Source organism: Nocardioides segetis (genome assembly GCF_051390595.1).
GTDB lineage: Bacteria > Actinomycetota > Actinomycetes > Propionibacteriales > Nocardioidaceae > Nocardioides.
Map to the genome: position 1 here is coordinate 259,284 of NZ_JBNINR010000001.1, position 23,796 is coordinate 283,079.

At 73.3% G+C, this 23,796-nt stretch carries 18 protein-coding genes; 11 read left to right on the forward strand and 7 right to left on the reverse strand.

Features of this window, described 5'->3' with window-relative positions:
* Positions 1 to 30: 30 nt before the first annotated feature.
* Together ACPZVR_RS01120 and ACPZVR_RS01125 are read left to right on the forward strand one after the other, a co-directional pair.
* Positions 31 to 1,539, forward strand: coding sequence for an aldehyde dehydrogenase family protein (locus tag ACPZVR_RS01120; protein WP_436697724.1), 1,509 nt, complete (start codon positions 31 to 33; stop codon positions 1,537 to 1,539).
* Positions 1,540 to 1,618: 79 nt separating this feature from the next.
* Entirely contained in the window at positions 1,619 to 3,343 is a 1,725-nt protein-coding gene (locus ACPZVR_RS01125; RefSeq protein WP_436697725.1) for an AMP-binding protein, read from the forward strand.
* A 78-nt stretch (positions 3,344 to 3,421) separates the two neighbouring features.
* On the opposite strand, the gene ACPZVR_RS01130 is transcribed toward ACPZVR_RS01125, so the two are convergent.
* The 4 genes from ACPZVR_RS01130 to ACPZVR_RS01145 form a co-directional block, all read right to left on the reverse strand.
* Positions 3,422 to 4,267, reverse strand: coding sequence for a 3-hydroxybutyryl-CoA dehydrogenase (locus ACPZVR_RS01130; protein WP_436698211.1), 846 nt, complete (start codon positions 4,265 to 4,267; stop codon positions 3,422 to 3,424).
* 129 nt (positions 4,268 to 4,396) lie between these two features.
* Positions 4,397 to 4,900, reverse strand: a complete 504-nt coding sequence (locus tag ACPZVR_RS01135; protein WP_436697726.1) for a low molecular weight protein-tyrosine-phosphatase — start codon at positions 4,898 to 4,900, stop codon at positions 4,397 to 4,399.
* Between the two features lie 11 nt (positions 4,901 to 4,911).
* Positions 4,912 to 5,304, reverse strand: coding sequence for a phage holin family protein (locus ACPZVR_RS01140; protein WP_436697727.1), 393 nt, complete (start codon positions 5,302 to 5,304; stop codon positions 4,912 to 4,914).
* A gap of 52 nt (positions 5,305 to 5,356) precedes the next feature.
* The gene (locus tag ACPZVR_RS01145; protein WP_436697728.1) at positions 5,357 to 6,040 is read right to left on the reverse strand and encodes a GntR family transcriptional regulator; all 684 of its coding nucleotides are present in this window, start codon (positions 6,038 to 6,040) and stop codon (positions 5,357 to 5,359) included.
* A 55-nt stretch (positions 6,041 to 6,095) separates the two neighbouring features.
* Here ACPZVR_RS01145 and ACPZVR_RS01150 point away from each other — a divergent pair, with 55 nt between their 5' ends.
* The 6 genes from ACPZVR_RS01150 to ACPZVR_RS01175 all read left to right on the forward strand — a co-directional run bounded on the left by ACPZVR_RS01150 (position 6,096) and on the right by ACPZVR_RS01175 (position 12,525).
* On the forward strand, positions 6,096 to 6,548 hold the full coding sequence (locus tag ACPZVR_RS01150; RefSeq protein ID WP_436697729.1) for a hypothetical protein: 453 nt from the start codon (positions 6,096 to 6,098) through the stop codon (positions 6,546 to 6,548).
* Entirely contained in the window at positions 6,545 to 7,564 is a 1,020-nt protein-coding gene (locus ACPZVR_RS01155) for an Rv0361 family membrane protein (RefSeq protein WP_436697730.1), read from the forward strand. Before ACPZVR_RS01150 ends, ACPZVR_RS01155 begins: the two co-directional genes overlap by 4 nt.
* 114 nt (positions 7,565 to 7,678) lie before the next feature.
* Entirely contained in the window at positions 7,679 to 8,554 is an 876-nt protein-coding gene (locus tag ACPZVR_RS01160) for a hypothetical protein (protein WP_436697731.1), read from the forward strand.
* A 463-nt stretch (positions 8,555 to 9,017) separates the two neighbouring features.
* A complete protein-coding gene (gene pdhA / locus ACPZVR_RS01165; RefSeq protein WP_436697732.1) occupies positions 9,018 to 10,151 on the forward strand; it encodes a pyruvate dehydrogenase (acetyl-transferring) E1 component subunit alpha in 1,134 nt (377 codons plus the stop codon).
* Positions 10,148 to 11,125, forward strand: a complete 978-nt coding sequence (locus tag ACPZVR_RS01170) for an alpha-ketoacid dehydrogenase subunit beta (RefSeq protein ID WP_436697733.1) — start codon at positions 10,148 to 10,150, stop codon at positions 11,123 to 11,125. The genes pdhA and ACPZVR_RS01170 overlap by 4 nt, the downstream gene beginning before the upstream one ends.
* 11 nt (positions 11,126 to 11,136) lie before the next feature.
* Positions 11,137 to 12,525: a dihydrolipoamide acetyltransferase family protein gene (locus tag ACPZVR_RS01175; protein ID WP_436697734.1), complete on the forward strand. Its 1,389-nt coding sequence runs from the start codon at positions 11,137 to 11,139 to the stop codon at positions 12,523 to 12,525.
* 187 nt (positions 12,526 to 12,712) lie between these two features.
* On the opposite strand, the gene ACPZVR_RS01180 is transcribed toward ACPZVR_RS01175, so the two are convergent.
* Entirely contained in the window at positions 12,713 to 13,579 is an 867-nt protein-coding gene (locus tag ACPZVR_RS01180) for a DUF1707 SHOCT-like domain-containing protein (protein WP_436697735.1), read from the reverse strand.
* 120 nt (positions 13,580 to 13,699) lie between these two features.
* Between ACPZVR_RS01180 and ACPZVR_RS01185 the strand changes: the two genes are divergently transcribed.
* Entirely contained in the window at positions 13,700 to 14,782 is a 1,083-nt protein-coding gene (locus tag ACPZVR_RS01185; RefSeq protein WP_436697736.1) for a serine/threonine-protein kinase, read from the forward strand.
* A 57-nt stretch (positions 14,783 to 14,839) separates the two neighbouring features.
* Here ACPZVR_RS01185 and ACPZVR_RS01190 read toward each other — a convergent pair whose 3' ends face one another.
* Positions 14,840 to 16,306 (reverse strand): M1 family metallopeptidase, encoded by a 1,467-nt coding sequence (locus tag ACPZVR_RS01190; RefSeq protein ID WP_436697737.1) that lies wholly within the window; start codon positions 16,304 to 16,306, stop codon positions 14,840 to 14,842.
* Between the two features lie 127 nt (positions 16,307 to 16,433).
* Here ACPZVR_RS01190 and ACPZVR_RS01195 point away from each other — a divergent pair, with 127 nt between their 5' ends.
* On the forward strand, positions 16,434 to 19,031 hold the full coding sequence (locus ACPZVR_RS01195; RefSeq protein WP_436697738.1) for an amidohydrolase family protein: 2,598 nt from the start codon (positions 16,434 to 16,436) through the stop codon (positions 19,029 to 19,031).
* 180 nt (positions 19,032 to 19,211) lie between these two features.
* Complete coding sequence (locus tag ACPZVR_RS01200; protein ID WP_436697739.1) at positions 19,212 to 22,694, forward strand: (Fe-S)-binding protein; 3,483 nt, start codon at positions 19,212 to 19,214, stop codon at positions 22,692 to 22,694.
* 79 nt (positions 22,695 to 22,773) lie between these two features.
* Here ACPZVR_RS01200 and ACPZVR_RS01205 read toward each other — a convergent pair whose 3' ends face one another.
* Positions 22,774 to 23,751, reverse strand: coding sequence for a hypothetical protein (locus ACPZVR_RS01205; protein ID WP_436697740.1), 978 nt, complete (start codon positions 23,749 to 23,751; stop codon positions 22,774 to 22,776).
* Positions 23,752 to 23,796 lie beyond the last annotated feature (45 nt).

Consider the following 23,796-nt stretch of genomic DNA (forward strand, 5'->3'; position numbering starts at 1 on the left):
CGCACCGCACCGATCCCCGACGGAGGAACCATGACCGACCTGCTCGTCCCCACCGACCACGCCGCGCTCCCCGCGGTGCGCGACTGGCTCGCCCGCCCCAAGGGCCTGTTCATCGGCGGCTCCTGGGTGGACGCCGCCTCCGGGCGCACCTTCGAGACCCGCGACCCGGCGACCGGCCAGGTGCTCACCGAGGTGGCGCACGGCGAGGCCGAGGACGTCGACCGCGCGGTGCGCGCCGCCCGGACCGCCTTCGAGGGCGAGTGGGCGCTGTGGACGCCCGCCCAGCGGCAGCGGCTGCTCTTCCGGATCGGCGAGGCGATCTACGACCACGCCGAGGAGCTGGCCCAGCTGGAGTCGCTCGACAACGGCAAGTCGGCCGCCGTCGCGCAGGCCGTCGACATCACCTGGGTCGCCGAGCTGTTCCAGTACTACGCCGGCTGGGCCACCAAGATCGAGGGCCGCACCATCCCGGTCTCCGTCCCGTGGGCGCCGGGCACCCAGTGGCACGCCTACACGCTGCGCGAGCCGGTCGGCGTGTGCGGCGCGATCGTGCCGTGGAACTTCCCGCTGCTGATGGCCGCCTTCAAGATCCCGGTCGCCCTCACCTGCGGCAACACGGTCGTGCTCAAGCCCGCCGAGGACACCCCGCTGACCGCACTCCGGCTCGCCGAGATCATGGCCGAGTGCGGCCTGCCGGACGGCGTCTTCAACGTCGTGACCGGGTACGGCGACGCCGGCGCGGCGCTGGCGGCGCACGACGACGTCGACAAGATCGCCTTCACCGGGTCGACCGAGGTCGGCAAGCTCATCGTCGACGCCGCCAAGGGCAACCTGAAGAAGGTCTCGCTGGAGCTGGGTGGCAAGAGCCCCCAGGTCGTGTACGCCGACGCCGACCTCGACCTCGCCATCCCGGGCACCGCCTCGGGCTTCCTGTTCAACCACGGCCAGACCTGCACCAGTGGCACCCGTCTGCTGGTGGAGGACCGGATCTTCGACGAGTTCACCCAGGGCGTCGCCGAGGTCGCCGCGGCGAGCAAGCTCGGCCCCGGCCTCGACCCGACCTCCACGGTCGGGCCCCTGGTGTCGCAGACCCAGCTCGACCGGGTCCTCGGGTACGTCGACCAGGGCCTGCGCGACGGCGCCCGGGCGCTCACCGGGGGTGGACGACACGGCGACACCGGCTACTACGTCGAGCCCACCGTCCTGGTCGACGTCGACTCCTCCTTCAGCGTCTATCGCGAGGAGATCTTCGGCCCGGTCGTCGTCGCCACCCCGTTCAGCGCGGAGCGCGGCGTCGCGGCGGCGGCCAACGACACGCCGTACGGGCTCGCCGCGTCGGTGTGGACCAAGGACGTCACCAAGGCGCATCGCACCGCCCGCCAGATCAAGGCCGGCACCGTGTGGATCAACTGCCACAACGCCTTCGACGCCGCGATGCCCTTCGGCGGCTACAAGCAGTCCGGCTGGGGCCGCGAGCTCGGTGCGTCGGCGATCGACGCCTACACCGAGCAGAAGTCGGTCAACGCGCTGCTGGCCTGACCGGCCGAGCCCTCCACGCCGGCGCGGTGCCCTCGATCGAGGGTGCCGCGCCGGTCGCCTTCCGACGAGAGTGAGCACCATGAGCACGACGACTGCCCCCACGACCACCGCGCTGCGCGACGCCCGGGACGGCCTGCAAGCCCGGCGCACGTCGTACGACGCGGCGGTGGCGGACTTCGCGTGGCCGGAGGTCGGTCCCACGTTCAACTTCGTCCACGACTGGTTCGACGGCTACGCGCGCGGCAGCGACCGGCCGGGCCTGGTCATCGTCGAGGAGGACGGCAGCCGGGCGGCGTACTCCTTCGGCGAGCTGGTCACCCGCTCCGAGCAGGTTGCGGCCTACCTCGCCGCCCAGGGGATCGGCCGCGGCGACAGCGTCGTGGTGATGCTCGGGAACCAGGTCGAGCTGTGGGAGTCGATGCTGGCGCTGATCCGGCTGGGCGCGGTGATCATGCCGACCACGACGGCGGTCGGGCCGGCCGAGCTGGTCGACCGGCTCGGTCGCGGCGACGCTCGCGCGGTCGTCTGCAACGGCGCCGACGCCCCGAAGTTCGACGAGGTGCCCGGCGACTACGTGCGCGTGGCCGTGGGCGACGCGCCGTCCGGCTGGCTGAGCTACGCGGCGGCGTACGACGTCCCGGCCGCGCCGCTGCCCCACCCGGGCAACGCCAGCACCGACCGGCTGCTCCTCTACTTCACCTCGGGGACGACCTCGCGGCCCAAGCTCGTCGAGCACACCCACGTGTCCTACCCCGTCGGCCACCTGTCGACGATGTACTGGCTCGGCCTGCGGCCCGGCGACGTGCACCTCAACATCTCCAGCCCGGGCTGGGCGAAGCACGCCTGGTCGAACTTCTTCGCGCCCTGGCTCGCGGAGGCCACGGTCTTCGTCTACAACTACGCGCGCTTCGACGCCGCCGCGCTGCTCGGCCAGCTCCGTGCCGAGGGCGTCACCACGTTCTGCGCGCCGCCGACGGTGTGGCGGATGCTGATCAACGCCGACCTGTCCGGCGGCCCGGGCGCGCTCCGCGAGGCGATCGCGGCCGGCGAGCCGCTCAACCCCGAGGTCATCAGCCAGGTCGAGCGGCACTGGGGACTCACCATCCGCGACGGCTTCGGCCAGACCGAGATGACCGCGGCGATCGCCAACACCCCCGGCCAGCCGGTGAAGTCCGGCTCGATGGGGCGCCCGCTGCCCGGCGTACCGGTCGTCCTGGTCGACCCGCTCACCGACGCCGTCGTCGACGGCGTGGGCGAGGGCGAGATCTGCCTGGACCTCGCCGCCGACGGTCGTGGGCCGCTGACGCTGATGACCGGCTACCAGGGCGACCCGGCCAAGAACGCCGAGGCGATGGCCGGCGGCCGCTACCACACGGGCGACGTCGCGGCGCGCGACGAGGACGGCTACATCACCTATGTGGGCCGCACCGACGACGTGTTCAAGGCCTCCGACTACAAGATCAGCCCGTTCGAGCTGGAGTCGGTGCTCATCGAGCACCCCGCGGTCGCCGAGGCGGCGGTGGTCCCGGCGCCCGACCCGGTGCGGCTCGCCGTCCCGAAGGCGTACGTCGCCCTCGTGGCCGGACACGAGCCGACGGCGGAGACGGCGGAGTCGATCCTGCGCTACGCCCGCGAGCACCTCGCGCCCTTCCTGCGGGTGCGCCGGCTGGAGTTCTACGAGCTGCCCAAGACCATCTCCGGCAAGATCCGCCGGGTCGAGCTGCGCCAGCGCGAGACCGAGGTCGAGGGGGCGCGCCCGGCCGGGGAGTTCCGCGACGAGGACTTCCCCGGGCTGAAGGGCTGACCCGGCTGGCGTCGTACCGGACCTCCGGGTCGTGATCTCGGTGGATTCACGCCCCGGATGTCCGGTACGACGGGGACCTCAGCCGTAGGTGTAGAACCCGCGGCCGGTCTTGCGGCCGAGTAGTCCGGCCTCGACCATGCGCGCGAGCAGCGGCGGGGCGGCGTAGAGCGGCTCCTTGAACTCCTCGTAGAGCGACTCGGCGACGGCCTTCACGGTGTCGAGGCCGATCAGGTCGGCCAGCGCGAGCGGGCCCTGCGGGTGCGCGGCGCCGAGGACCAGGCCGTGGTCGATGTCCTCCGCGGAGGCGAAGCCGGACTCGAACATCCGGATCGCGGAGAGGATGAAGGGGATCAGCAGGGCGTTGACCACGAAGCCCGCGCGGTCCTGGCAGTCGATGGCGGTCTTGCCGAGGTCGTCCTGCACGAACGCGCGGGCGGCCTCGGTGGTGGCCTCGTCGGTCATCAGGGACGGGACCAGCTCGACCAGCTTGAGCACGGGGACCGGGTTGAAGAAGTGCACGCCCAGGACGTGGCTGGGCCGCTTCGTGGCGACCGCGAGCTTCATGATCGGGATGGAGGAGGTGTTCGACGCGAGGATCGCGTCGGGGCTGGTGACGATCTCGTCGAGCCGGCGGAACAGGTCGGTCTTGGCCTGCTCGTCCTCGACGATGGCCTCGATGACGATGTCGCGGTCGGCGAGGGCGGTGAGGTCCTCGACGACGCGGATGTGGGCGAGGACGGCGTCCGCGGACTCGATCTTGCCGCGGCTCTCGGCGCGCTTGAGGGAGCTCTCGAGGCGCTGGCGGGCGGCCTCGACGGCGGCGGGGGAGGACTCGACGACGATGACGTCCTTGCCGGCACGGGCGTTGACCTCCGCGATGCCCGACCCCATCAGGCCGCCGCCGACCACTCCCACTCGCGCGATGCTCGTCATCAGGTTCCCCTCGTTCGTCGGCTCCGTGCCGGGTCGCCGGGGCCGTTGCTAGGACGTCCTACTAAAAGTACGGGTGACCGGTGAGTAGGGCCAACCGGGACCTCCCGCCCCCGCGTCAGGTCAGCCGAGCGCGTCGACCACCGCGGCGACGATCGCCGCGGAGGTCCGCTCGACCATCGTGAGCACGGTCCGGAAGCCGGCGTCGCCCCCGTAGTAGGGGTCGGGCACCTCGCCGCCGGGCTCGTCGGGGTCGAAGTCGCGGAAGAGGCGCACCCGGTCGGCCTCGGCGTCGCCGAGCGCACGCAGGTCGCGCAGGTTGTCGCGGTCCATCGCGAGCACGAGGTCGTGCTCGTCCAGCCAGGTCGCGAGCACCTGCTGGGCGCGGTGCCGGCTGGCGTCGTACCCCTCCGCCGTGAGCAGCGCCGCGGCGCGGCGGTCCATGGGATCGCCGGCGTGCCAGTCGCCGGTGCCGGCGCTCACCACCGTGACCCGGTCGTCGACGCCGGCCTCGACCACGCGGGCGGACAGGACGACGTCGGCCATCGGCGAGCGGCAGATGTTGCCGAGGCAGACGAGGGCGATTCGGTACTGCCCCGGCACCCGGGGCTGGGGAGCGGCGACCACCGGCGCGGCGCTCAGTCGTCGACGCCGATGATGGCGTCGAGGAACCAGGTCGTCACGCTGATGATGATCGAGCCCCAGACCGCCGGCCAGAAGCCGTCGACGTGGAAGCCGATGTCGACCGCGTCGGCGAGCCAGGCCGTGAAGCGCAGCAGCAGGGCGTTGAGGACGATGAGGAACAGGCCCAGCGTCACGAGGATGAAGGGAATCGACAGCACCGTCAGCAGCGGCTTGACGAAGGCGGTGACCACGCACGAGATGAGCGCGACCCCGACCAGGGGCAGCCACTTGTCGTCGAACTCGGCGCGGCCCGAGGTCGCTCCCTCGAACCAGATGCCGTCGATCAGCTGCGCGGCCACGGCGAGCGCGGCGGCGGTGATCGCCCAGCGGGACAGGAAGGCCAGCATGCGGCCAGTCTTGCAGAGGCCCCACCGACCGCGCGACGACCACGCGGGTCGCCTACTCCAGCCCGAGCGCCTCGATGATCTCGACCTCGGCGTCGTCGATGTGGGCGCGCAGGAACGCGTGCGCGCCGCCCGGGCCCTCGATCCGACCGGCCTCGAGCAGCTCCACCAGCCCCTCGTGGGACTCCGCCTCGTCGTGGGCGTTGCGGTGCATCCGCTCGACCTGCGCCAGGGCCAGCTTGAGCTCGTCCATCAGCGCCTCGGCCATCTGCACCAGCCGGGTGCTGCCGGTCAGCTCCACAAGGGAGACGTGGAAGGCCAGGTGCCGCTCGTTGAGCTCCTCGTAGGACGCCTCCCCGCCGCGGACCGCCGATGTGTAGGCGTCGAGCGTGGTGCGCACCCGCGCCCGACGTACGTCGTCCGCGGTCGGCCAGGCCTGGACCCCGGCGCCCTCGAGCACCCACCGGGCGCGGCACACGTCGCGGACGGAGTCCGCCCGCGGGGTCGCCACCATCACGCCGCGGTGCGGCTCGCGGGTCGCCAGCCCCTCGGCGACGAGGACGGTCAGCGCCTCGCGGACCGTCGGACGGGAGACGCCGAGGGACTCCGCGAGAGCGACCTCCCGCAGCGGGGTGCCGCTCTCCAGCTCACCCTCGAACACGGCGCGCCGGACCTCCGCGGCGACCCGCGCGACCGTCGACGCGTGCTCCCCGCTCAGCGGCGTGAACACTCCGGTCATGACCCCATTGTGCAAGCGCCGGCTCTAGTGGAGTTACTCATCTAGGCTGACCCCCGTGCCTCCCGAGCTCCCGAGTGAAGGCCCGTCCCTCGAGGTGGGCGGCGGTCGCAGCCTGCGCGCCGTCCTCGCCGTCGGCGGCGTGCTGCTGCTCGTGGCCGTCGTGGCCGCGGCCGCGTTCCTGGTGGCCGGTCGCGACGACGGCGGCGACGACCGCGGTCGGGGTGGCGAGGACACCAGCAGCACCGTGCCCCCGGCCCCGGCGTCGGGCTCGACCCTCGACCTGCCGACGATCGACCCCTCCGACTTCCCGAGCGACCTGCCGACGACCGTGCCCACGATGCCGGCCAGCGAGCTGCCCAGCCTGCCCGCGCCGCCGGCCGGGAAGCCGACCAAGGTTCCGAGCGGCTTCCCGTCGGGTATGCCCTCCGACATCCCGGACTTCCCCTCGGATCCCGCTGGCATGGAGTCCTGGTTCTCCGCATACGTCGAGCAGATGGGTCCCTCATGAGCCAGCCCCCACCGCCGTACGGCGCCCCGCCGCCTCCGCCGCCCGCCGGCCCGCCCAGCGGACCACCGCCGAGCGGCCCCCCGAGCGGCCCGCCGCCGTTCCCTCCGCAGGGTGGCCCCGGCGGCCCCGGACCCTGGGGACCGGGCGGCCCGGCCGCGCCGGGGCGCGGCTCCGGCAAGGGCCTGTGGATCGCGCTGGGCATCGTCGGCGCGGTGCTGCTCGTCGGCGTGATCATCGGCCTGATCGTGGTCCTGACCGGTGACGACGACGATGACGGCGACCGCCGTGGCGACGACAGCTCCGCCGGCGGCCCGGAGGACGTCGTCGAGGACCTGGTCGACGCCGCGGAGGACGGCGACTGCGCCGCGGCCGAGCGGCTGCTCACCGAGGAGGCGAGGTCGGCGGAGCCGTGCAGCTCCGAGGCCTTCGAGCTGCTCTCCTCCGAGGACGTGGAGTCCGAGGTCCACGACGCCAGCGTCGACGGCTCGACCGCGAGCGTGCAGGCCGACTTCACCAGCTCGGCCGGCAGCGCGACGTACACCTTCCTGCTCGAGAAGGTCGACGGCGACTGGCTCGTGTCGTCCTACGCGCCGTCGCGGACGACCGGCTCCGACGGCTCGGACGGCCCCGACGAGGACCCGACCGGCACCCTGACCGACCCGCCGAGCTCGGGCACGGGCCCGTCCGCCGGTGGCAGCAGCACCGCCGACGCCGTGCCGGACGAGCCGGCCGCGGTCGTGACCGCCTTCTTCGACGCCGCCTTCGCGGGCGACTGCGCGACCGCGGAGGATCTCGTCACCTCGGCCTACCTCAGCAAGGGCGGCAGCTGCAGCGCCGACCAGATCCCCACCGGCCTGGGCGACCTCGTGACCTACGAGATCGGCGCGGTCGAGACGGACGATGCGGCCGGCACCGCGACGGTGACCGTCGAGTTCTCCATCCAGGGCACCAGCCAGGACTTCCAGATCGAGCTGGCGCGCGAGGACGGCCGCTGGAAGATCGACAAGGCCGGCTGACCACGACCGCCGGCGCCGGGCCGGGCCGGGGCGGCCGCGCCGTGCCGGCCGACTCGGCACCCCGGCCGGCACGAGGTCCGTCGCCGGCCGGGGCCGCTGCGGCATCCTGACCGCGTGCGCTCCTTCACCACCGCGGTGGCCCTCCTGCTGGCCACCCTCCTCGCCCCGTTCGCGATCGCCGGCACCTGGCTGACCGCCCGGGTCGACGACCGGGACGAGTACGTCGCCACGGTGGGCGGGCTCGCCGACGACCCGACCGTGCGCCGGATCCTGGCCGACGCGGCCGCGGCCGGTGCGGTCGAGGCGCTCCAGCAGTACGTGCCGGTCGGCCTGCCCGCGGCGGTGCGCGACTGGGCCCGCGCCGCCGCGACCGTGGTCGTCGAGAGTCCCGAGTTCCCGACGTTCTGGCGCTCGGCCAACGCCGACCTGCACGACCAGGTGCTGACGGTCCTGGAGGACCCCGACGCCCCGGCCGACGGCGTCATCACCGTCGACGCCAGCATGCTGCTCGCCCAGGTCCTCCTCCAGCTGCAGGACCGCGGCATCCCGGTCGCGGTGCTGCCCGACATCCCGCTCCTGGTGCCCGTCGAGCGGGAGGCACGGGTCGCCGAGGCGGGGCCGGCGTACCGGGCCGCCGACGGCGTCATCCGGGTCCTGCCGTTCGCGTGGCTGGCCCTGGTGGGCGTGGCCCTGGTCGCCGCCCGCGGGTGGCGCGGACGTTGTCGCGCCGTCGGCCTCGCGCTGCTCGGCGGCGCGCTGGCGGCCGCCGTGCTGCTGGTGGCGGCCGACCCCCTGGCGTCGGCCGCGCTCGACCGGGTCGAGGTGGAGCGGCGCGAGCTGGCCGGCGTCCTGCTCGACACGGTCATCGGCTCACTCGAGCCGTACGCGCGCGGCTTCCTCCTGGCCGCCCCGGTCGGGCTGGCCCTCGTGGTGGCCGCGTCGTGGTCGGGTCGTCGCGAATCGCCGTCGGCGGAGCCGGGCTACCACTAGGCTCACGCGGGTGAGCGAGCCGTTCCCGCACCCGGCCAGCCGCGACCGGGCGGGCCGTCACCGCCCGCGGGCCCCGGGCGGGCCCGTCTCGACCGCGCAGTGACGCACCGGTACGACGACCCGGCTCCCCGCGCCGTCGTACCGCCCTGGGGGGTCAGGGCGCCAGGAGGAGCTCCTGCGCGTCACGCCCGACGTCGTCGGACGTTGAGAGACCAAGTGCCGTTCATGGGGACGAGTATCGTGGTGATCGCAGATGTGCTCCGGATCACACGTCACGCCACCCCTGTGACGCAGACCGGATCCACGGACAACCCCCGACCCGTGCCGCGGCGATCCCGCGGGCGGCTGCAAGGAGTGGCGACATGAATCACCCCACGAAGCACTTCTCACCCGCTGCGCTCCTCGGCGCCGGTCGCTTCGCTCCCCGCCTACCTCGTATCCGGACGACGTCGCGGGGATCCCGATGACCGACCCCGTCTTCGGGCCGGCCCCCGAGCAGGCACCCGAGCCCGAGCTCGTCCAGCTCCTCACCCCCGAGGGCGAGCGGGTCCACCACCCCGGCTTCGACGCCGACTTCACCGCCGACGAGCTGCGCGGCTTCTACCGCGACATGACGCTCGTGCGCCGACTCGACGTGGAGGCGACCGCGCTGCAGCGGCACGGCGAGCTCGGGCTGTGGGCCCAGCTCCTCGGCCAGGAGGCCGCCCAGATCGGCGCCGGCCGCGCCCTGGCGCCCCAGGACTACGTCTTCCCGACCTACCGCGAGCACGGCGTCGCCTGGTGCCGCGGCGTCGACCCGGTCCGCCTGCTCGCGCTCTTCCGCGGCGTCGACCAGGGCGACTGGGACCCCGCCGAGCACAACTTCGGCCTCTACACGATCGTCATCGGCGCCCAGACGCTGCACGCCACCGGCTACGCGATGGGCATCCAGCGCGACGGCCTGGTCGGCACCGGCGACCCCGACCGCGACACCGCGGTCGTCGCCCACTTCGGCGACGGCGCGTCGTCGCAGGGTGACGTCAACGAGGCCTTCGTGTTCGCGGCGTCCTACAACGCCCCCGTCGTCTTCTTCTGCCAGAACAACCAGTGGGCGATCTCGGAGCCGTTCGAGCGGCAGTCACGGATCCCGCTCTACCGGCGCTCCCAGGGCTTCGGCTTCCCCGGCATCCGCGTCGACGGCAACGACGTCCTGGCGACGTACGCCGTCACGAAGGCCGCGCTGCAACGGGCCCGCGACGGGCAGGGGCCCATCCTGATCGAGGCCTACACCTACCGGATGGGCGCTCACACGACGACCGACGACCCCACCCGCTACCGGCTCAGCGACGACGTGGAGCACTGGAAGCTCAAGGACCCCATCGCGCGCCTCGAGGTCCACCTCCGGCGCAACGGCCTGGCCGACGACGCGTTCCTCGCCGACGTCGCGGCCGAGGCCGACGCCCTCGGCGAGCGGATGCGCCGGGAGTGCCACGCCCTCCCGGATCCGTCGACCCACGACCTGTGGGACTTCGTCCACGCGGAGAAGACCGCGGAGCTGGCGACGCAACAGGCGGAGTACGACGCCCACGCCGCCTCGTTCGAGGAGGTGCGCGGATGACCACCATGACCCTCGCCAAGGCGCTCAACGCCGGTCTCCGCAAGGCCATGGAGGACGACGACAAGGTCGTCGTCATGGGCGAGGACGTCGGCGCGCTCGGCGGTGTCTTCCGGATCACCGACGGGCTGCAGAAGGACTTCGGCGACGCCCGGGTGATCGACACCCCGCTCGCGGAGTCCGGCATCGTCGGCACCGCCGTCGGCCTGGCCATGCGCGGCTACCGGCCGGTCGTCGAGATCCAGTTCGACGGCTTCGTCTACCCGGCCTACGACCAGATCGTGTGCCAGGTCGCCAAGCTGCACTTCCGCAGCCGCGGCAAGGTCCGGATCCCGATGGTGATCCGCATCCCGTTCGGCGGCGGCATCGGCGCCGTCGAGCACCACAGCGAGTCGCCCGAGGCGCAGTTCGTGCACACGCCCGGCCTCAAGGTCGTCGCGTGCTCCCACCCCGCCGACGCCTACGCGATGATCCAACAGGCCATCCACGCCGACGACCCGGTCGTCTTCCTGGAGCCGAAGCGGCTCTACCACTCCACGAAGGCCGACGTCGACGAGTCGGCGCCGGCCGCGCCGCTGTGGCAGTCGCGCGTCGTCCGTCCCGGCGCCGACGCCACCCTCGTCGCCTACGGCCCGACGGTCTCGACCTGCCTCGACGCCGCCACGGTCGCGGCCGAGGAGGGTCGCTCGCTGGAGGTCATCGACCTGCGCACCCTCTCGCCGCTCGACCTGGTGCCGGTGGTCGAGTCGGTCCGCCGTACCGGTCGGCTGGTGGTCGTCCACGAGGCGCACGTGACGCTCGGCCTCGGCGCCGAGATCGCCGCCCGGGTCACCGAGGAGTGCTTCCACTCGCTCGAGGCGCCGGTGCTGCGGGTCGGCGGCTTCGACACGCCGTACCCCCCCGCCCGGATCGAGGAGGCGTTCCTGCCCGACCTCGACCGGGTTCTCGACGCCGTCGACCGGACCTTCGGGTTCTGAGGAGTCTGCAGATGACGAACGAGTTCAAGCTCCCCGACGTCGGCGAGGGCCTGACCGAGGCCGAGATCGTGGCGTGGCGGGTCAAGGAGGGCGACGTCGTCGCGATCAACGACGTCGTCGTCGAGATCGAGACCGCGAAGTCCATCGTCGAGCTGCCCTCGCCGTACGCCGGGCAGGTGCTCGCGCTGCTCGCCGCCGAGGGCGACACCGTCGAGGTGGGCACGCCGATCATCCGGATCGGCGAGGCCGGTGCGGCGCCCGCCCCGGCGGTGCAGGGCTCGGCCGCGGCCGCCCCCGCAGCGGCCGCCACGGCGCCCCCGGCGACCGAGGTGATCGACACCAACATCCCGCCGGAGGGCAACGTCACCCTCGTGGGCTACGGTCCCAAGCAGCGGTCGCTCAAGCGCCGGGCGCGCAAGGCCGCGCCGGGGGAGAGGGCCGCGCCGGGGGAGGGAGCCACGCCGCCGACGGGTCCCGTCGCGCCCGATCTCGCCCGGCCGGTCCGGGCCCTCGCCAAGCCGCTCGTCCGGCGCCTGGCCCGCGACCTCGGGGTCGACCTGACGGCGCTGGTGCCCACCGGCCCGAAGGGCACGGTCAGCAAGGAGGACGTGCTCGCCGCCGCCGGTGGCGCGGCGCCCACCGCGCCCACCGCGTCCACCCGGCCGGTCGCTCCGGTCGCTCCGGTCGCCGCCGATCCGGCCGGCCGCGAGACCCGCGAGCCGGTCAAGGGCGTGCGCAAGAACATGGCCGCCGCCATGGTCGCCTCCGCGTTCACCGCCCCGCACGTGACCGAGTGGGTGACCATCGACGCCACCGCGACGCTGGAGCTCGTCGCGCGCCTCAAGGAGCGCCCCGAGTTCGCCGGGGTGAAGGTGAGCCCGCTGCTCGTGGCCGCCCGGGCCTGCCTGCTCGCGCTGCGTCGCACGCCACTGGTGAACTCGACCTGGGACGAGGCCGCCCAGGAGGTCGTGGTCAAGCACTACGTCAACCTCGGCATCGCCGCCGCCACGCCGCGCGGCCTGGTCGTCCCCAACGTCAAGGACGCCCACGCCCTGTCGCTGGTCGAGCTCGCGCAGTCCCTCGAGGCGCTGACCGCGACCGCTCGCGACGGCCGCACCCAGCCCGTCGACCTCGCCGGTGGCTCCTTCACGATCACCAACGTCGGGGTGTTCGGCGTCGACGGGGGGACGCCGATCATCAACCCCGGTGAGTCGGCGATCCTCTGCCTCGGCGCGATCAAGCCGCAGCCGTGGGTGGTCGGTGACCAGGTGGTCCCGCGTCAGGTGATGACGCTGACCCTCTCCTTCGACCACCGCCACATCGACGGCGCCACCGGCTCGCGCTTCCTCGCCGACGTCGCCGACCTCATCAGCGACCCCGCCACCGCGCTGTTGTACTGAGCGGGCTGGGGACGCAACGGGGTCGAGGGTCCCGGAACCGCGATCACCCGGACGAGGTCGTCGAGCCCGGTGACGTCGCCGGGGTTCGTGGTGACGACGGCGAGCCCGTCGGCTGAGGCCGTGGCGGCGATCATCAGGTCCGCGATCCGGCGGCGAGGAGCTCGGCCCACGTCGAGAACCGCGCCACTCAGCCGCAGGGCTCCTCGTCCTCGGCGAGCACCTTCCCCGCCAGGGTGGTCGTGATCCGGTAGCAGCTGCCGCTCGAGCGGTTGCCTGCGGAGACCACCACCGCGGGCCGGCCGTCGGTGCGCAGGATGGTCACGCCGAGGACGTCGACGGGGCCGGTGGCCGACCGCTGTGCGGTGTCCACGTGCCGGAACATCGCGTCGATGTCGACCTCGGCGAGCGAGATCAGGCCGGGCTCGAGCGGCGCGCTCGGCGTCCGTGCGCCGTCGTCGAGGAAGATGCCGTCCCGCAGGAACCAACGGTGGATCTTGCCGGGCGCTCGCGAGGGCCGATAGATCACGGCCTGGTGATCGGTGAAGCCGAAGGCCAGCGCGCGAGGTCGCCGGCCGAACTCCTCCTCGTAGAGAGCGGCGAAGCTCCGCACACCGTCCGGCGTGAAGGAGTAGACCGCCTCGTCGGAGGGTCGGCCGTCGTCGACCGGCGGCTCCGGCTCGAGTGCGGGGGGCGCGTCGGTCGGCTCGTCCGGTGGCTCGGCGGCCGGCGCCGGTTCCGCCAGGCTGACGGCGGGTGCCGGCGCGGGCTCGTCGTCGTGCAGGGCGGTGTAGGCCGCTCCGCCCATGCCCACCAGGGCGACGGCGACTCCGGCAAGGAGGAGGCGCGAGCGCGTCAGGCGTCCGCCGGCGGTGCGGCCGGCTCGCAGATCCTCGGTGAGCGCGGCGAGCTCGGCTCCGGTCTCCGCGCGCAGGGCGAGCTCGCCGCGCCTGTGCCATTCGGCGCGGGAGAGGCGCCCCTCGCCGTACGCCGACTCCAGGAGGCTCAAGGCAGCCATCCGGTCGGCCTCGCTCGCCCACCCGTCGCGCTCGTCCATGCCCCGACGCTAGTGGCCGGCCGCCTGCTCGCCCCGGTGGGGCGGCGCGGTGCGCCGATGCTCCTCCCGGGCTGGGGATGGCCGCTCGCCCGCGGGGCGAGGAGCGGGTAGAACGGTGGGATGCCGACCCCGCCGCGCTCCGGTACGCCGGTGCCGGGCGACCGTCTCGGCCCCTACCGCATCGCGCGGCGCCTCGGCCGGGGCGGCATGGGCACGGTGTACGACGCCGTCGACACCGTGCTCGACAGGCACGTCGCGCTGAAGCTGATCGTGCCGGAGCTCGCGGACGACCCGGACTTCCGGGCGCGGTTCGTGCGCGAGGCTCAGGCCCAGGCGTCGCTGGACTCACCGCACGTCGTCCAGGTCTTCGCGCACGGCGAGGTCGGCGGCCGGCTCTATCTCGCGAGCCAGCTGGTGCCCGACGGCGACCTCGGCGCCGCCCTGCGCGCGCACGGACCGCTGGCCCCGGCCGAGGCGGCCGACCTCGTCGCCCAGGTCGCCGACGGGCTGGCCGAGGCGCACCGGGTCGGCCTGGTGCACCGCGACATCAAGCCGGCGAACGTCCTGCTGCGCCGACGCGGCACGCACACCGTGGCCTATCTCGCCGACTTCGGGATCGCGGGCCGCCCGGACGGCGACCCGGCGCGCGACGTGACGGGCGACCTGCAGGCGCTGGGCCGCCTGCTCGGCGCGTGCCTGACCGGCCGCCCGCCGTACGACGGGCAGCCACCGCACGGGCTTCCGCACGGACTCCCGCCCAGGCTCCCGCGCGCCGTCGCGCGGGTCCTCCACGCGGCCCTGGCCGGCGACTACTCCTCGGCCGCCGCACTGCGTGACGACCTGCGGGCGAGCATCCCGGCGCGGACCGCGCCGCGGGCCGGGAGGACGGGGAGGGGCGGGAGGACGGGGAGGATGGGCGTCCCGGCCCGCCGCGCGGCCGGGGTGGCAGCGGTCGTGGTCGGGCTGGCGGGCCCGGTCACCGTGCTGGCCGGCGGGGATGACCCGGCGGCCCCCGGACCCGGGGTCGCCGCCCTCGCGAGCGCCCTCGAGCGCGACGCGGCCCTCGACGCCGCGACCGCCCACTGCACGGCCCAGGCGCTCGCGGCCACGCACGACATGGGGCGTCTCGAGGACCTGCCGCCCGACGCGGTCCTGGCCGCCGCGGCCGGCTGCCTCTGGCCCGCAGCGCCGCCCGGCCGCTGACCCCGCCGGTCCGTGGGCCAGGCTCGGTCCGGCTCGACGGGGCGAGGCTGAGCAGGCTCAGTCGCGTGGCGGGGTCGTCCGGTCCAGCAACCAGTCGTCGAAGAAGGCGGACAGCTCCTCCCCGGTCGTCTCCTCGATCCAGGTGAGGTACTCGGTGCGGTCGGCGGTGTCGTTGGCCTGTGCGGCCGGCCATTCGCGGAGCATCGTGAAGAAGCGCTGCTCGCCGATCCGCTCGCGCAGCTCGTGCCACATCAGGGCCGGGCCGTAGTAGATGTTGCCGTCGCCGAACTGGGCCGGGTCGAAGGCGCCGGGCGGGCCGGCCGCCGCCCTCAGGTCCGGCTCGAAGGCGGCCCACTCGTCCATCTTCCGCGCGATCGGAACGCCCTCCTGCTCGGCCTCCCACATGCCCTGGAGGTACATCGCCATGCCCTCGTTCATCCACACGTCGGACCAGTCCGCGGGCGAGACGGTGTCGCCGTACCAGTGATGCGCCGCCTCGTGCACGATCACCGCCGCCGAGAGGCTGTACGGCGTGTCGCCCAGCGTCACCATGGTCTGCGTCTCCATGCCGCTCTCGTTGTCGACGACCAGGATGCCGAAGCTGTCGAAGGGGTAGGGACCCAGGATCCGCTCGAGCCAGTCGATCGCCTCCGGGGTGGACCCCGTGTCGCCGGGAAGGGCGTCGCCGTCGGCGTCGGTCCACACCTGGATGGGCACGCCGCTCGGCGACTCCAGGTCGGTGTGCTGGAAGTCCCCGAACGCGACCGTCACGAGGTACGACGACGCCGGCTCCGCGAGGTGCCAGGTGGTGACGCTCTGCCCGTCCTCGGTGGTCGAGGAGGTGAGGACGCCGTTGGCGACGCCCGCCCAGGGCGCGGGGACGGTGAGCGTGAAGTCGTAGAGCGCCTTGTCGGACGGGTGGTCGTTGGCGGCGTACCAGGTGAAGGCGCCGTAGGGCTCCTGCAGCGTCCAGGTCTCGCCGTCGCCGGTGACGTTCCAGCCCAGGCCGTCGGAGAAGTCGGAGCGGGCGCTCGGCGCGGGGGCGGTCGCCGGCGTGCCGGCGTACTCCAGGACCAGCTCGTAGCGCCGGTCGGCGGTGACCGGATGCGCGACGGTGAGGTCGTTGCCCTCGACGGTGACCTCGGCCGGGCTGCCGTCGACGGTGGCGCGGCTGATCGCGAGCTCCTCGTTGAAGTCGAGCGGGATCTGCGGCGCGTCGGCGGTGGCCCGGAAGGTCAGCGTCTCGGTGGCGGCGAGCCGTTCCTCCTCGGGCGTCCAGGTGAGGTCGAGGTCGTAGTGCAGGGCGTCGACGAGCGGGTCGCCGATCTCGGGGTAGACCGAGTCGGCACGGGTGTCGTTGCGCGCGATCGCGAGATCGCCCGCGGCGGCGGAGTTGCTGGGGGAGCTCGTGGGCTCGCCCCGACCCGGCCCGGCGGGTTGCCAGGACGCGCCGCCGCAGCCGCCGAGCAACAGGCAGCCCGCGGCCGTCGCCAGGGCGGCTGCGGTGCGCGCGCCGCGTCTCATGGACGCATCATGACGCCTGCCCGAACGTGACAGCGATTCACATTCGCCGTCACCCGGGACCGCTGCCGTCGTTGGACGAGGTGACCGGGGTCACTGTCGTGCGCCCGGAATCGCGGGAGGTGAAGTGGTGGTCGAAGCACACGTCGAGCCCACGCAGGGGTGGCAGCGGGTCGGCCTGGCGACGCTGGTGGCGCTGTCGGTGGTGGGGGTGGCCCTGGCGGTCCCGGCAGCGGACACCGGTGCCCGAGGGCCGGGGGAGGACGGCACGCTGTCGCTCGCCGCGGCCTCCGAGCAGCGCAAGTCCGACCTCGGCGTCCCCCACGACGACGCACTGCTGGCGCCGCACGACCACAACGACCCGGCGACCAAGAACGACGTCGCCCGCGGCCTGGCCGTCGGCTCCGACGCCGCCACCGCGATCGACCCGACCACCGCGGCACAGCGCACGGCAGCCGCGTCGTACGTCGACAGCGAGCGGGCGCTGCCGGACCCGAGGCTCGTCCCGACCGCCGCCTATCCGGCCCGCGCCCCGGAGCCCGCCGACCGGTTCGCGATGGCGGGCGGCTGCTACGCGCTCAGCGGTGGCGGAGGCTCGTTCGGCCCCTATTACTTCAAGGCCACCCGGCTCGGGGGCTACCTGCTGCACACGGCGCAGGGTGAGCTGAGCCGCAACGGCAACGGGTCCGTGGGCATCGCGAAGCCGAGCCCCGCGGCGGACTGGACGGTCTCCGGCGGCCCCGGCGGCTACACGTTCGCGATCGAGGGCGCCGGCGCGCTCGTCGCGCAGGGCGACACCCTCACGACCGGGCCGGCCGGGACCCCCTTTCGGCTGCGGCTCGTCGGCGGCTGTCCGGACTACCCCGAGGCCGACGTCAACGTGAGCGGCGAGCCCTTCGGCGGCGCCGCGGCGTACCAGGAGGTCCGGGGGTTCGTGGACGCGCACACCCACGGCATGGCCTTCGAGTTCCTCGGCGGCAAGGTGCACTGCGGCCGCCCGTGGCACGAGTACGGCGCGCCGTACGCCCTGCAGGACTGTGCCGACCACCGGCTCACCGGCGGCAAGGGCGCGCTGCTCGAGTCGGTGCTGTCCGGCAAGCCGTCGCACGACCCGGTCGGCTGGCCGACCTTCAAGGACTGGCCGGCGCCCGAGTCGCTGACCCACGAGGGCACCTACTACCGGTGGCTGGAGCGGGCCTGGCGGGGCGGGCAGCGGCTCTTCGTCAACCTGCTCGTCGAGAACAACAAGCTCTGCCAGCTCTATCCCCTCAAGCGGAACTCCTGTGACGACATGACGTCGATCCGGCTGCAGGCCAAGGACATGTACGTCATGCAGGACTACATCGACGCCCAGTTCGGAGGTCCGGGCAAGGGCTTCTACCGGATCGTGAAGGACCCGTTCGAGGCCCGTCGGGTGATCAACGCCGGCAAGATGGCGGTCGTCATGGGGATCGAGACCTCGATCCCGTTCGGGTGCACCTACAAGACGCTGCTCGGCCGCGACCTCCCCGCCTGCAGCAAGGCGGAGATCGACGCGAACCTCGACGAGATGCAGGCGCTCGGCGTGCGCCAGATGGAGCTGGTCAACAAGTTCGACAACGCGCTCGCCGGGGTGGCCGGCGACGCCGGCGCCATCGGGCCGCTGGTCAACGCCGCGAACTTCCTCGAGACCGGCACCTTCTGGGCGATGGAGCACTGCGAGCCCGCCGACGGCGAGTCGGCCGACAACCCGCAGATCACCCTCCCCGACATCAGCGCGGGGCAGCAGGACGCGCTGTTCGGGGCGCTCGGCCAGGTGCTCGGCATCCTCCCGGCGCTGCCGCTCTACCCCCAGCCCGCGCACTGCAACCGGCGCGGCCTCACCGAGCTCGGCGTGCACACCATCAAGGGCCTGGCCCAGCGCAAGATGGTGTTCGACCCCGACCACCTCTCCGTGAAGGCCCGCGCCGCCTCGATGGACGTCATCGAGGAGCTGAGGTACGCCGGCGTCATCTCCAGCCACTCCTGGTCGACGCCGGACACCTACCCGCGGATCTACCGCGCGGGCGGCTTCATCACCCCGTACGCCGGCGACTCGACCGGCTTCGTCGAGAAGTGGCGCCGTCACCTCGGCTGGGCCGATCCCCGCTACTACTTCGGCTTCGGGTTCGGTGCCGACATCAACGGCCTCGGTGCCCAGGGCAACCCGCGCGGCGCCGACGTACCCAACCCGGTGCGCTATCCCTTCACGGGCCTCGGCGGGGTCACGGTCGACCGCCAGCGCGCGGGCGAGCGGGTGTGGGACATCAACACCGACGGCGTCGCCCAGTACGGGCTCTACCCCGACTGGGTCGAGGACCTGCGTCAGGTCGCGGAGGCGCAGCGGCGCGGCGACGGGGCGAAGATCGTCGACGACATGGCGCGCGGCGCGGAGGCGTACCTGCAGATGTGGGAGCGGGCGTACGGCGTGCGCCCCGACTCCTGCCGCAACCCCGGCCTGCGGATGTCGCTGGCCAAGGCCAAGAAGCTCGGCAAGCGGATGGTCCGCAAGCGGATGACGACCGACCAGGTGATCGCGAGGGTCGGCCAGCCCTACCTGCGCCTCGACACGAAGTTCACCTTCTGCGCCCAGGCGAAGAAGGCGAAGGCGAAGAAGAGCGGCAAGGCGGCCAAGAAGAAGGCCATGGTGCGGGTCGTGGTGAAGCTCCGCCCCGGCGGCACCGTCAAGAAGGTGAGATTCCGGCGGTGAGGCGCGGATCACGGCACCGGGCGGCTACCAGTCGGTAGCATCCCGGTGCCCGCTGCGCCTCGTGCACGTGGGTAAGGCTTGCCTATCGCGCTCGGCCCCGCCTCTCGGCACTAGGCTCGTCGGGCGCACTCCTGTGCGCGCGCCTTGACTCCCCTTCCGGATGAGGAGCTGTTGGACACCATGCAGATCGTTGCGATCGTCGTCTCCTTGGCCGTCACGGTCGCCGCGGTCGCGCTGACCGCGCGTGCTGTCGTCGCGATGCTCGGCGTGATCAAGCGCGGTCAGCCGGCGCCCGGCCGCACCGGCAACCCGGCGGGGCGCACGCTGACGATGATCAAGGAGACCTTCGGTCACACGCGCATGCTGCAGTGGACCTGGGTCGGCATCCTGCACTGGTTCGCCTTCGCGGCCTTCATCGCCCTCTCCACGGCGGTGGCGGCGGCGTACATCCAGCTCTTCGACCCCGAGTTCACGATCCCGGTCATCGGCAAGTGGTGGGTCTACGAGTGGCTCGCCGAGCTGCTCGGCCTGCTCGGCACGATCGCGATCATCCCGCTGATCGTCTACCGGGTCACCCACAAGCCCTCCCAGCTCGGCCGTCGCAGCCGGTTCTTCGGCTCGACGATGTGGCAGGCGTACTTCGTCGAGGCCATGGTGCTCCTCGAGAGCTCCGCGATCCTGTTCATCCGCGGCGCCGAGTACAACCTCGCGAAGGCCCACGGCGGCGAGGCCGCCGAGCACGCCGACGCCTTCCACTTCCCGGTCTCGCAGTTCTTCGCCCACCTTTTCCCGACCGGCCACGACTCCATCGGCACGCTCGAGAACGCGATCTTCTTCATCGCGATGATCAAGATCGTCTCCGCGATGGTCTGGCTGATGGTGATCTCGACCCACCTCACGATGGGTGTCGCCTGGCACCGGTTCACGGCCTGGTTCAACATCTGGTTCAAGCGGGAGGACGACGGCCGGACGGCGCTGGGCGCGGTCAAGCCGCTCACGTCCGGGGGCAAGCCGATCACGCTCGACGACGTCGACGACCTCGACGAGGACGCGATGCTCGGCGCCGGCTCCATCTGGGACTTCTCCTGGAAGGACATCCTCGACTTCACGACCTGCACCGAGTGCGGTCGCTGCCAGTCGCAGTGCCCCGCGTGGAACACCGAGAAGCCGCTGTCCCCGAAGCTGATGATGATGGCGATGCGCGAGGAGGCGTACGCCGTCGCCGGCGGTGCCGAGCAGCGCGCGCTGGTCGGGTCCGCGGGACGCGACCAGAGCGAGGGCGTCGACGACTGGTTCTACATGCCCGAGGGCGGCGACTTCGTCGTCGACGAGGACGCGCTGTGGGCCTGCACCAACTGCGGCGCCTGCGTCCAGCAGTGCCCCGTCGACATCGAGCACGTCGACCACTTCGTCGACATGCGCCGCTACCAGGTGCTCGTCGAGTCCAACTTCCCCTCCGAGCTCAACGGCCTCTTCAAGGGCCTGGAGAACAAGGGCAACCCGTGGAACATGTCGCCCACGGCGCGCCTGGACTGGGCCAAGGACCTGCCCTTCGACGTCAAGGTCGTCGGTGACTCGATCGAGTCGCTCGACGAGGTCGACTGGCTGTTCTGGGTCGGCTGTGCCGGCGCCTACGAGGACCGCGCCAAGAAGACCACCCGCGCCGTGGCCGAGCTGCTCGACCTCGCGGGCGTCTCCTTCGGCGTCCTCGGCAACGGCGAGACCTGCACCGGCGACTCCGCGCGGCGCGCCGGCAACGAGTTCGTCTTCCAGGGCCTGGCCCAGCAGAACATCGAGACGCTCACCGACGCCAAGGCGAAGAAGGTCGTCTCGACCTGCCCGCACTGCATGAACACCCTCAAGAACGAGTACCGCCAGCTCGGTCTCGAGCTCGAGGTCATCCACCACACCCAGCTGCTCAACCGGCTCGTGCGCGAGGGCAAGCTGACCCCGGTGGCGTCGGGCGCCGGCGCGCACAACCGCAAGATCACCTACCACGACCCGTGCTTCCTCGGTCGGCACAACCAGGTCTACACGCCGCCGCGCGACCTGCTGCAGATCCTGCCCGGCGCCGAGTTCGCCGAGATGGAGCGCTCGGCGGAGCGGTCCTTCTGCTGCGGTGCCGGTGGCGCCCGGATGTGGATGGAGGAGACCATCGGTGAGCGGATCAACCTGAACCGCACCGCCGAGGCGGTCGGCACCGGTGCCGACCAGGTCGCCGTGGGCTGCCCCTTCTGCCGGGTGATGCTCTCCGACGGCCTGACCAAGATGCAGGCCGACGGCGAGGCCCGCGAGGAGGTCGAGGTCCTCGACGTGGCGCAGATGCTGCTCGCCTCGGTCAAGGGGGAGCAGGCGACCAAGCTGCTGCCCGGCGAGGGCGCGCCGCTGCAGCCCAAGGCCGCGGCTCCCGCTGCTGCTGCCGCTGCTGCCGCGGCTCCGGCGGAGGCGAAGCGGTCGGTCGAGACGAAGGCCGAACCGGAGGCGGGCGACGTCACCATCACCGAGGACACGGTCGTCGACACCGAGGACGTCGGGCCCGCCGCGAAGGCCTCGGGCGGCTCGTCGATGTTCGACGACCCGGGCTCGATGTTCGACACCCCGGCCCCTGCTGCTCCGGCCGCTCCCGAGGCCAAGGCCGCGTCGGCCGAGGGCGGCTCGCTGTTCGACGACGCGGGGTCGCTCTTCGACACCCCGGCCGCTCCGGCTGCTCCGGCTGCTCCGGCCGCTCCGGCCGCTCCGGCCGCTCCGGCCGCTCCGGCCGAGGAGAAGCCGGCCGCTCCCGCGGGCGGTGGCTCGCTGTTCGACGAGGGCGGTTCGCTGTTCGACACGCCGGCTCCGGCCTCCCCGGCCGAGAAGCCCGCGGCCGAGAAGCCCGCGGCCGAGAAGCCCGCGGCCGAGGAGCCCGCGGCCGAGGAGAAGCCCGCGGCTGCTCCCGCGCCCACGACGGATCTCGGTGCCGGCGGCTCCCTGTTCGACATCGCCGCCCCGGCCGAGGAGCCGGCCGCCGCGAAGCCGCCGGCCCCGAAGCCGCTCGAGGAGCAGGTCGTCGAGGCCGAGGTCGAGGGCGGGGTCGCCGCCGCGGCACCTGACGAGCCGGAGGCGCCTGCAGCCCCGGGCGTCGACCTGAACGCCGGCGGCTCGCTCTTCGACATCGCCGCGCCCGAGCCCGCGGCGCCCGCAGCCACCACGGCACCCGCGCCCGGGCCGGTCGAGACCGAGCCGGTGGAGGCGGACGCCCGCGTCGAGGAGGCCGCCACCGACGAGGAGGCGCCCGCGCCGCCCGCCGCGACCACGGCCGGCTCGACCACCGCCGACGCCGGCGCGCCGGCGACCGACGTCGACATCAACGCGATGGGCTCGCTGTTCGACATCGCCGCCCCGGCGGCCCCGGCGGCCCCGGCGCCCGCGCCGACTCCGGAGCCGGAGATCGCCGCCGAGCCGGAGCCGGCCCCCGAGCCGGCGGTCGAGCCGGAGGTCGAGCCGGAGGTCGCGGCCGACTCCGAGTCCGAGGCGGCCCCCGCGGCCGACTCCGAGTCCGAGGCGGCGCCCGCGGCACCGGCCGCCCCCGCGCCCTCAGCGGCCCCGGCGTCGTCCTCCGGCGAGGCCCACCAGCCCCGCACGGACGCCGACATCAACGCCGCGGAGTCCCTCTTCGACCTCTGAGCTGCCGAAGTGTGGAGTGTGGTGCCGCGATCCCGCGCACCGCGCTCCACACTTCGCCTCTCCGCGGCGGTCGCGGCGGTCACGCGCAGCGCGGACAGGGGTGCCCGGCCCCCGGCCAGCCGCGGACCTGGAGCAGGCGGGCCACCTTGACCGCGGTCGCGCAGCCACGCTCGAACACCTGGCCGTAGCCGAGGCGCACGGTGTGCTCCCGGTCGAGAGCGGCGTCGAGGTCGCGCTCGAGGTCTCGGTCGCGGGCGCCGGTGCCGTCGTGGCCCAGGCGACCGTCGAGCTCGACGATCTGCGTCCAGGTCCGCCGGCGATCGCGATAGACGACGTCGCGCAGCATGGGCCGCTGGTCCCCGGAGACCGCAGCGACCTGGCGCTCACCGCTCGGGAGGCCGTGGGGCCGCTCGACCAGGGTGAGATAGCCGTGCTCCAGGACCGAGCAGGTGCCCTGCGCGATGTCGTCGAGGATGCGGGCGAGCCAGGCGCGTCGGTGCAGTCGGGGCAGTTGGTCGAGGCGCTCGCGCAGGCGGGCGGCGGTCGTGCGCCGGGCGCCGCAGGCGTCGGCGAGGGTGGCGATCGCATCGAGCTCGCGGGCGGTCCCGTCCGCCACCCGGAGCACCGCGTCGTCGTACCGAAGGCGCGGCGGGGACAGGTTCCACCGGACCGCGGTGTCGAAGTGGGCCGAGCGATGGACGACGACCCCGGACGGCGCCCGGATCCTCCGCTCCCGGGCGACGATGACCTCGATCGGCCGGTCCTCGATGCCGCGCCGGCCGGGTCCCTCGTGCGCCCGGATCGCGGACCGGCCCTCCAACGCCGCCGGCCAGCACGCGAGTACGGCGGACCAGGCGCGCTGCTGCCAGGTGAGGGCTCCGGTGTGGTCGACGTACACCGAGGGATGGACCGCGGACCAGACCCGCCGGCGGAGCATCCGCTCGACGTCATGGCGGGCCAGGCCACTGGCGATCGCCTGGCGGCGCGCGACCACGCCGGCCTGGAGTTCGATCAGTGCGAGCAGGGACGCGGGCAGGTCGGGTTCGAGCGGGGACATGGTCGACGGATTCCCCGGTCAGCCCGGCGTCGCACCCCGGGACCC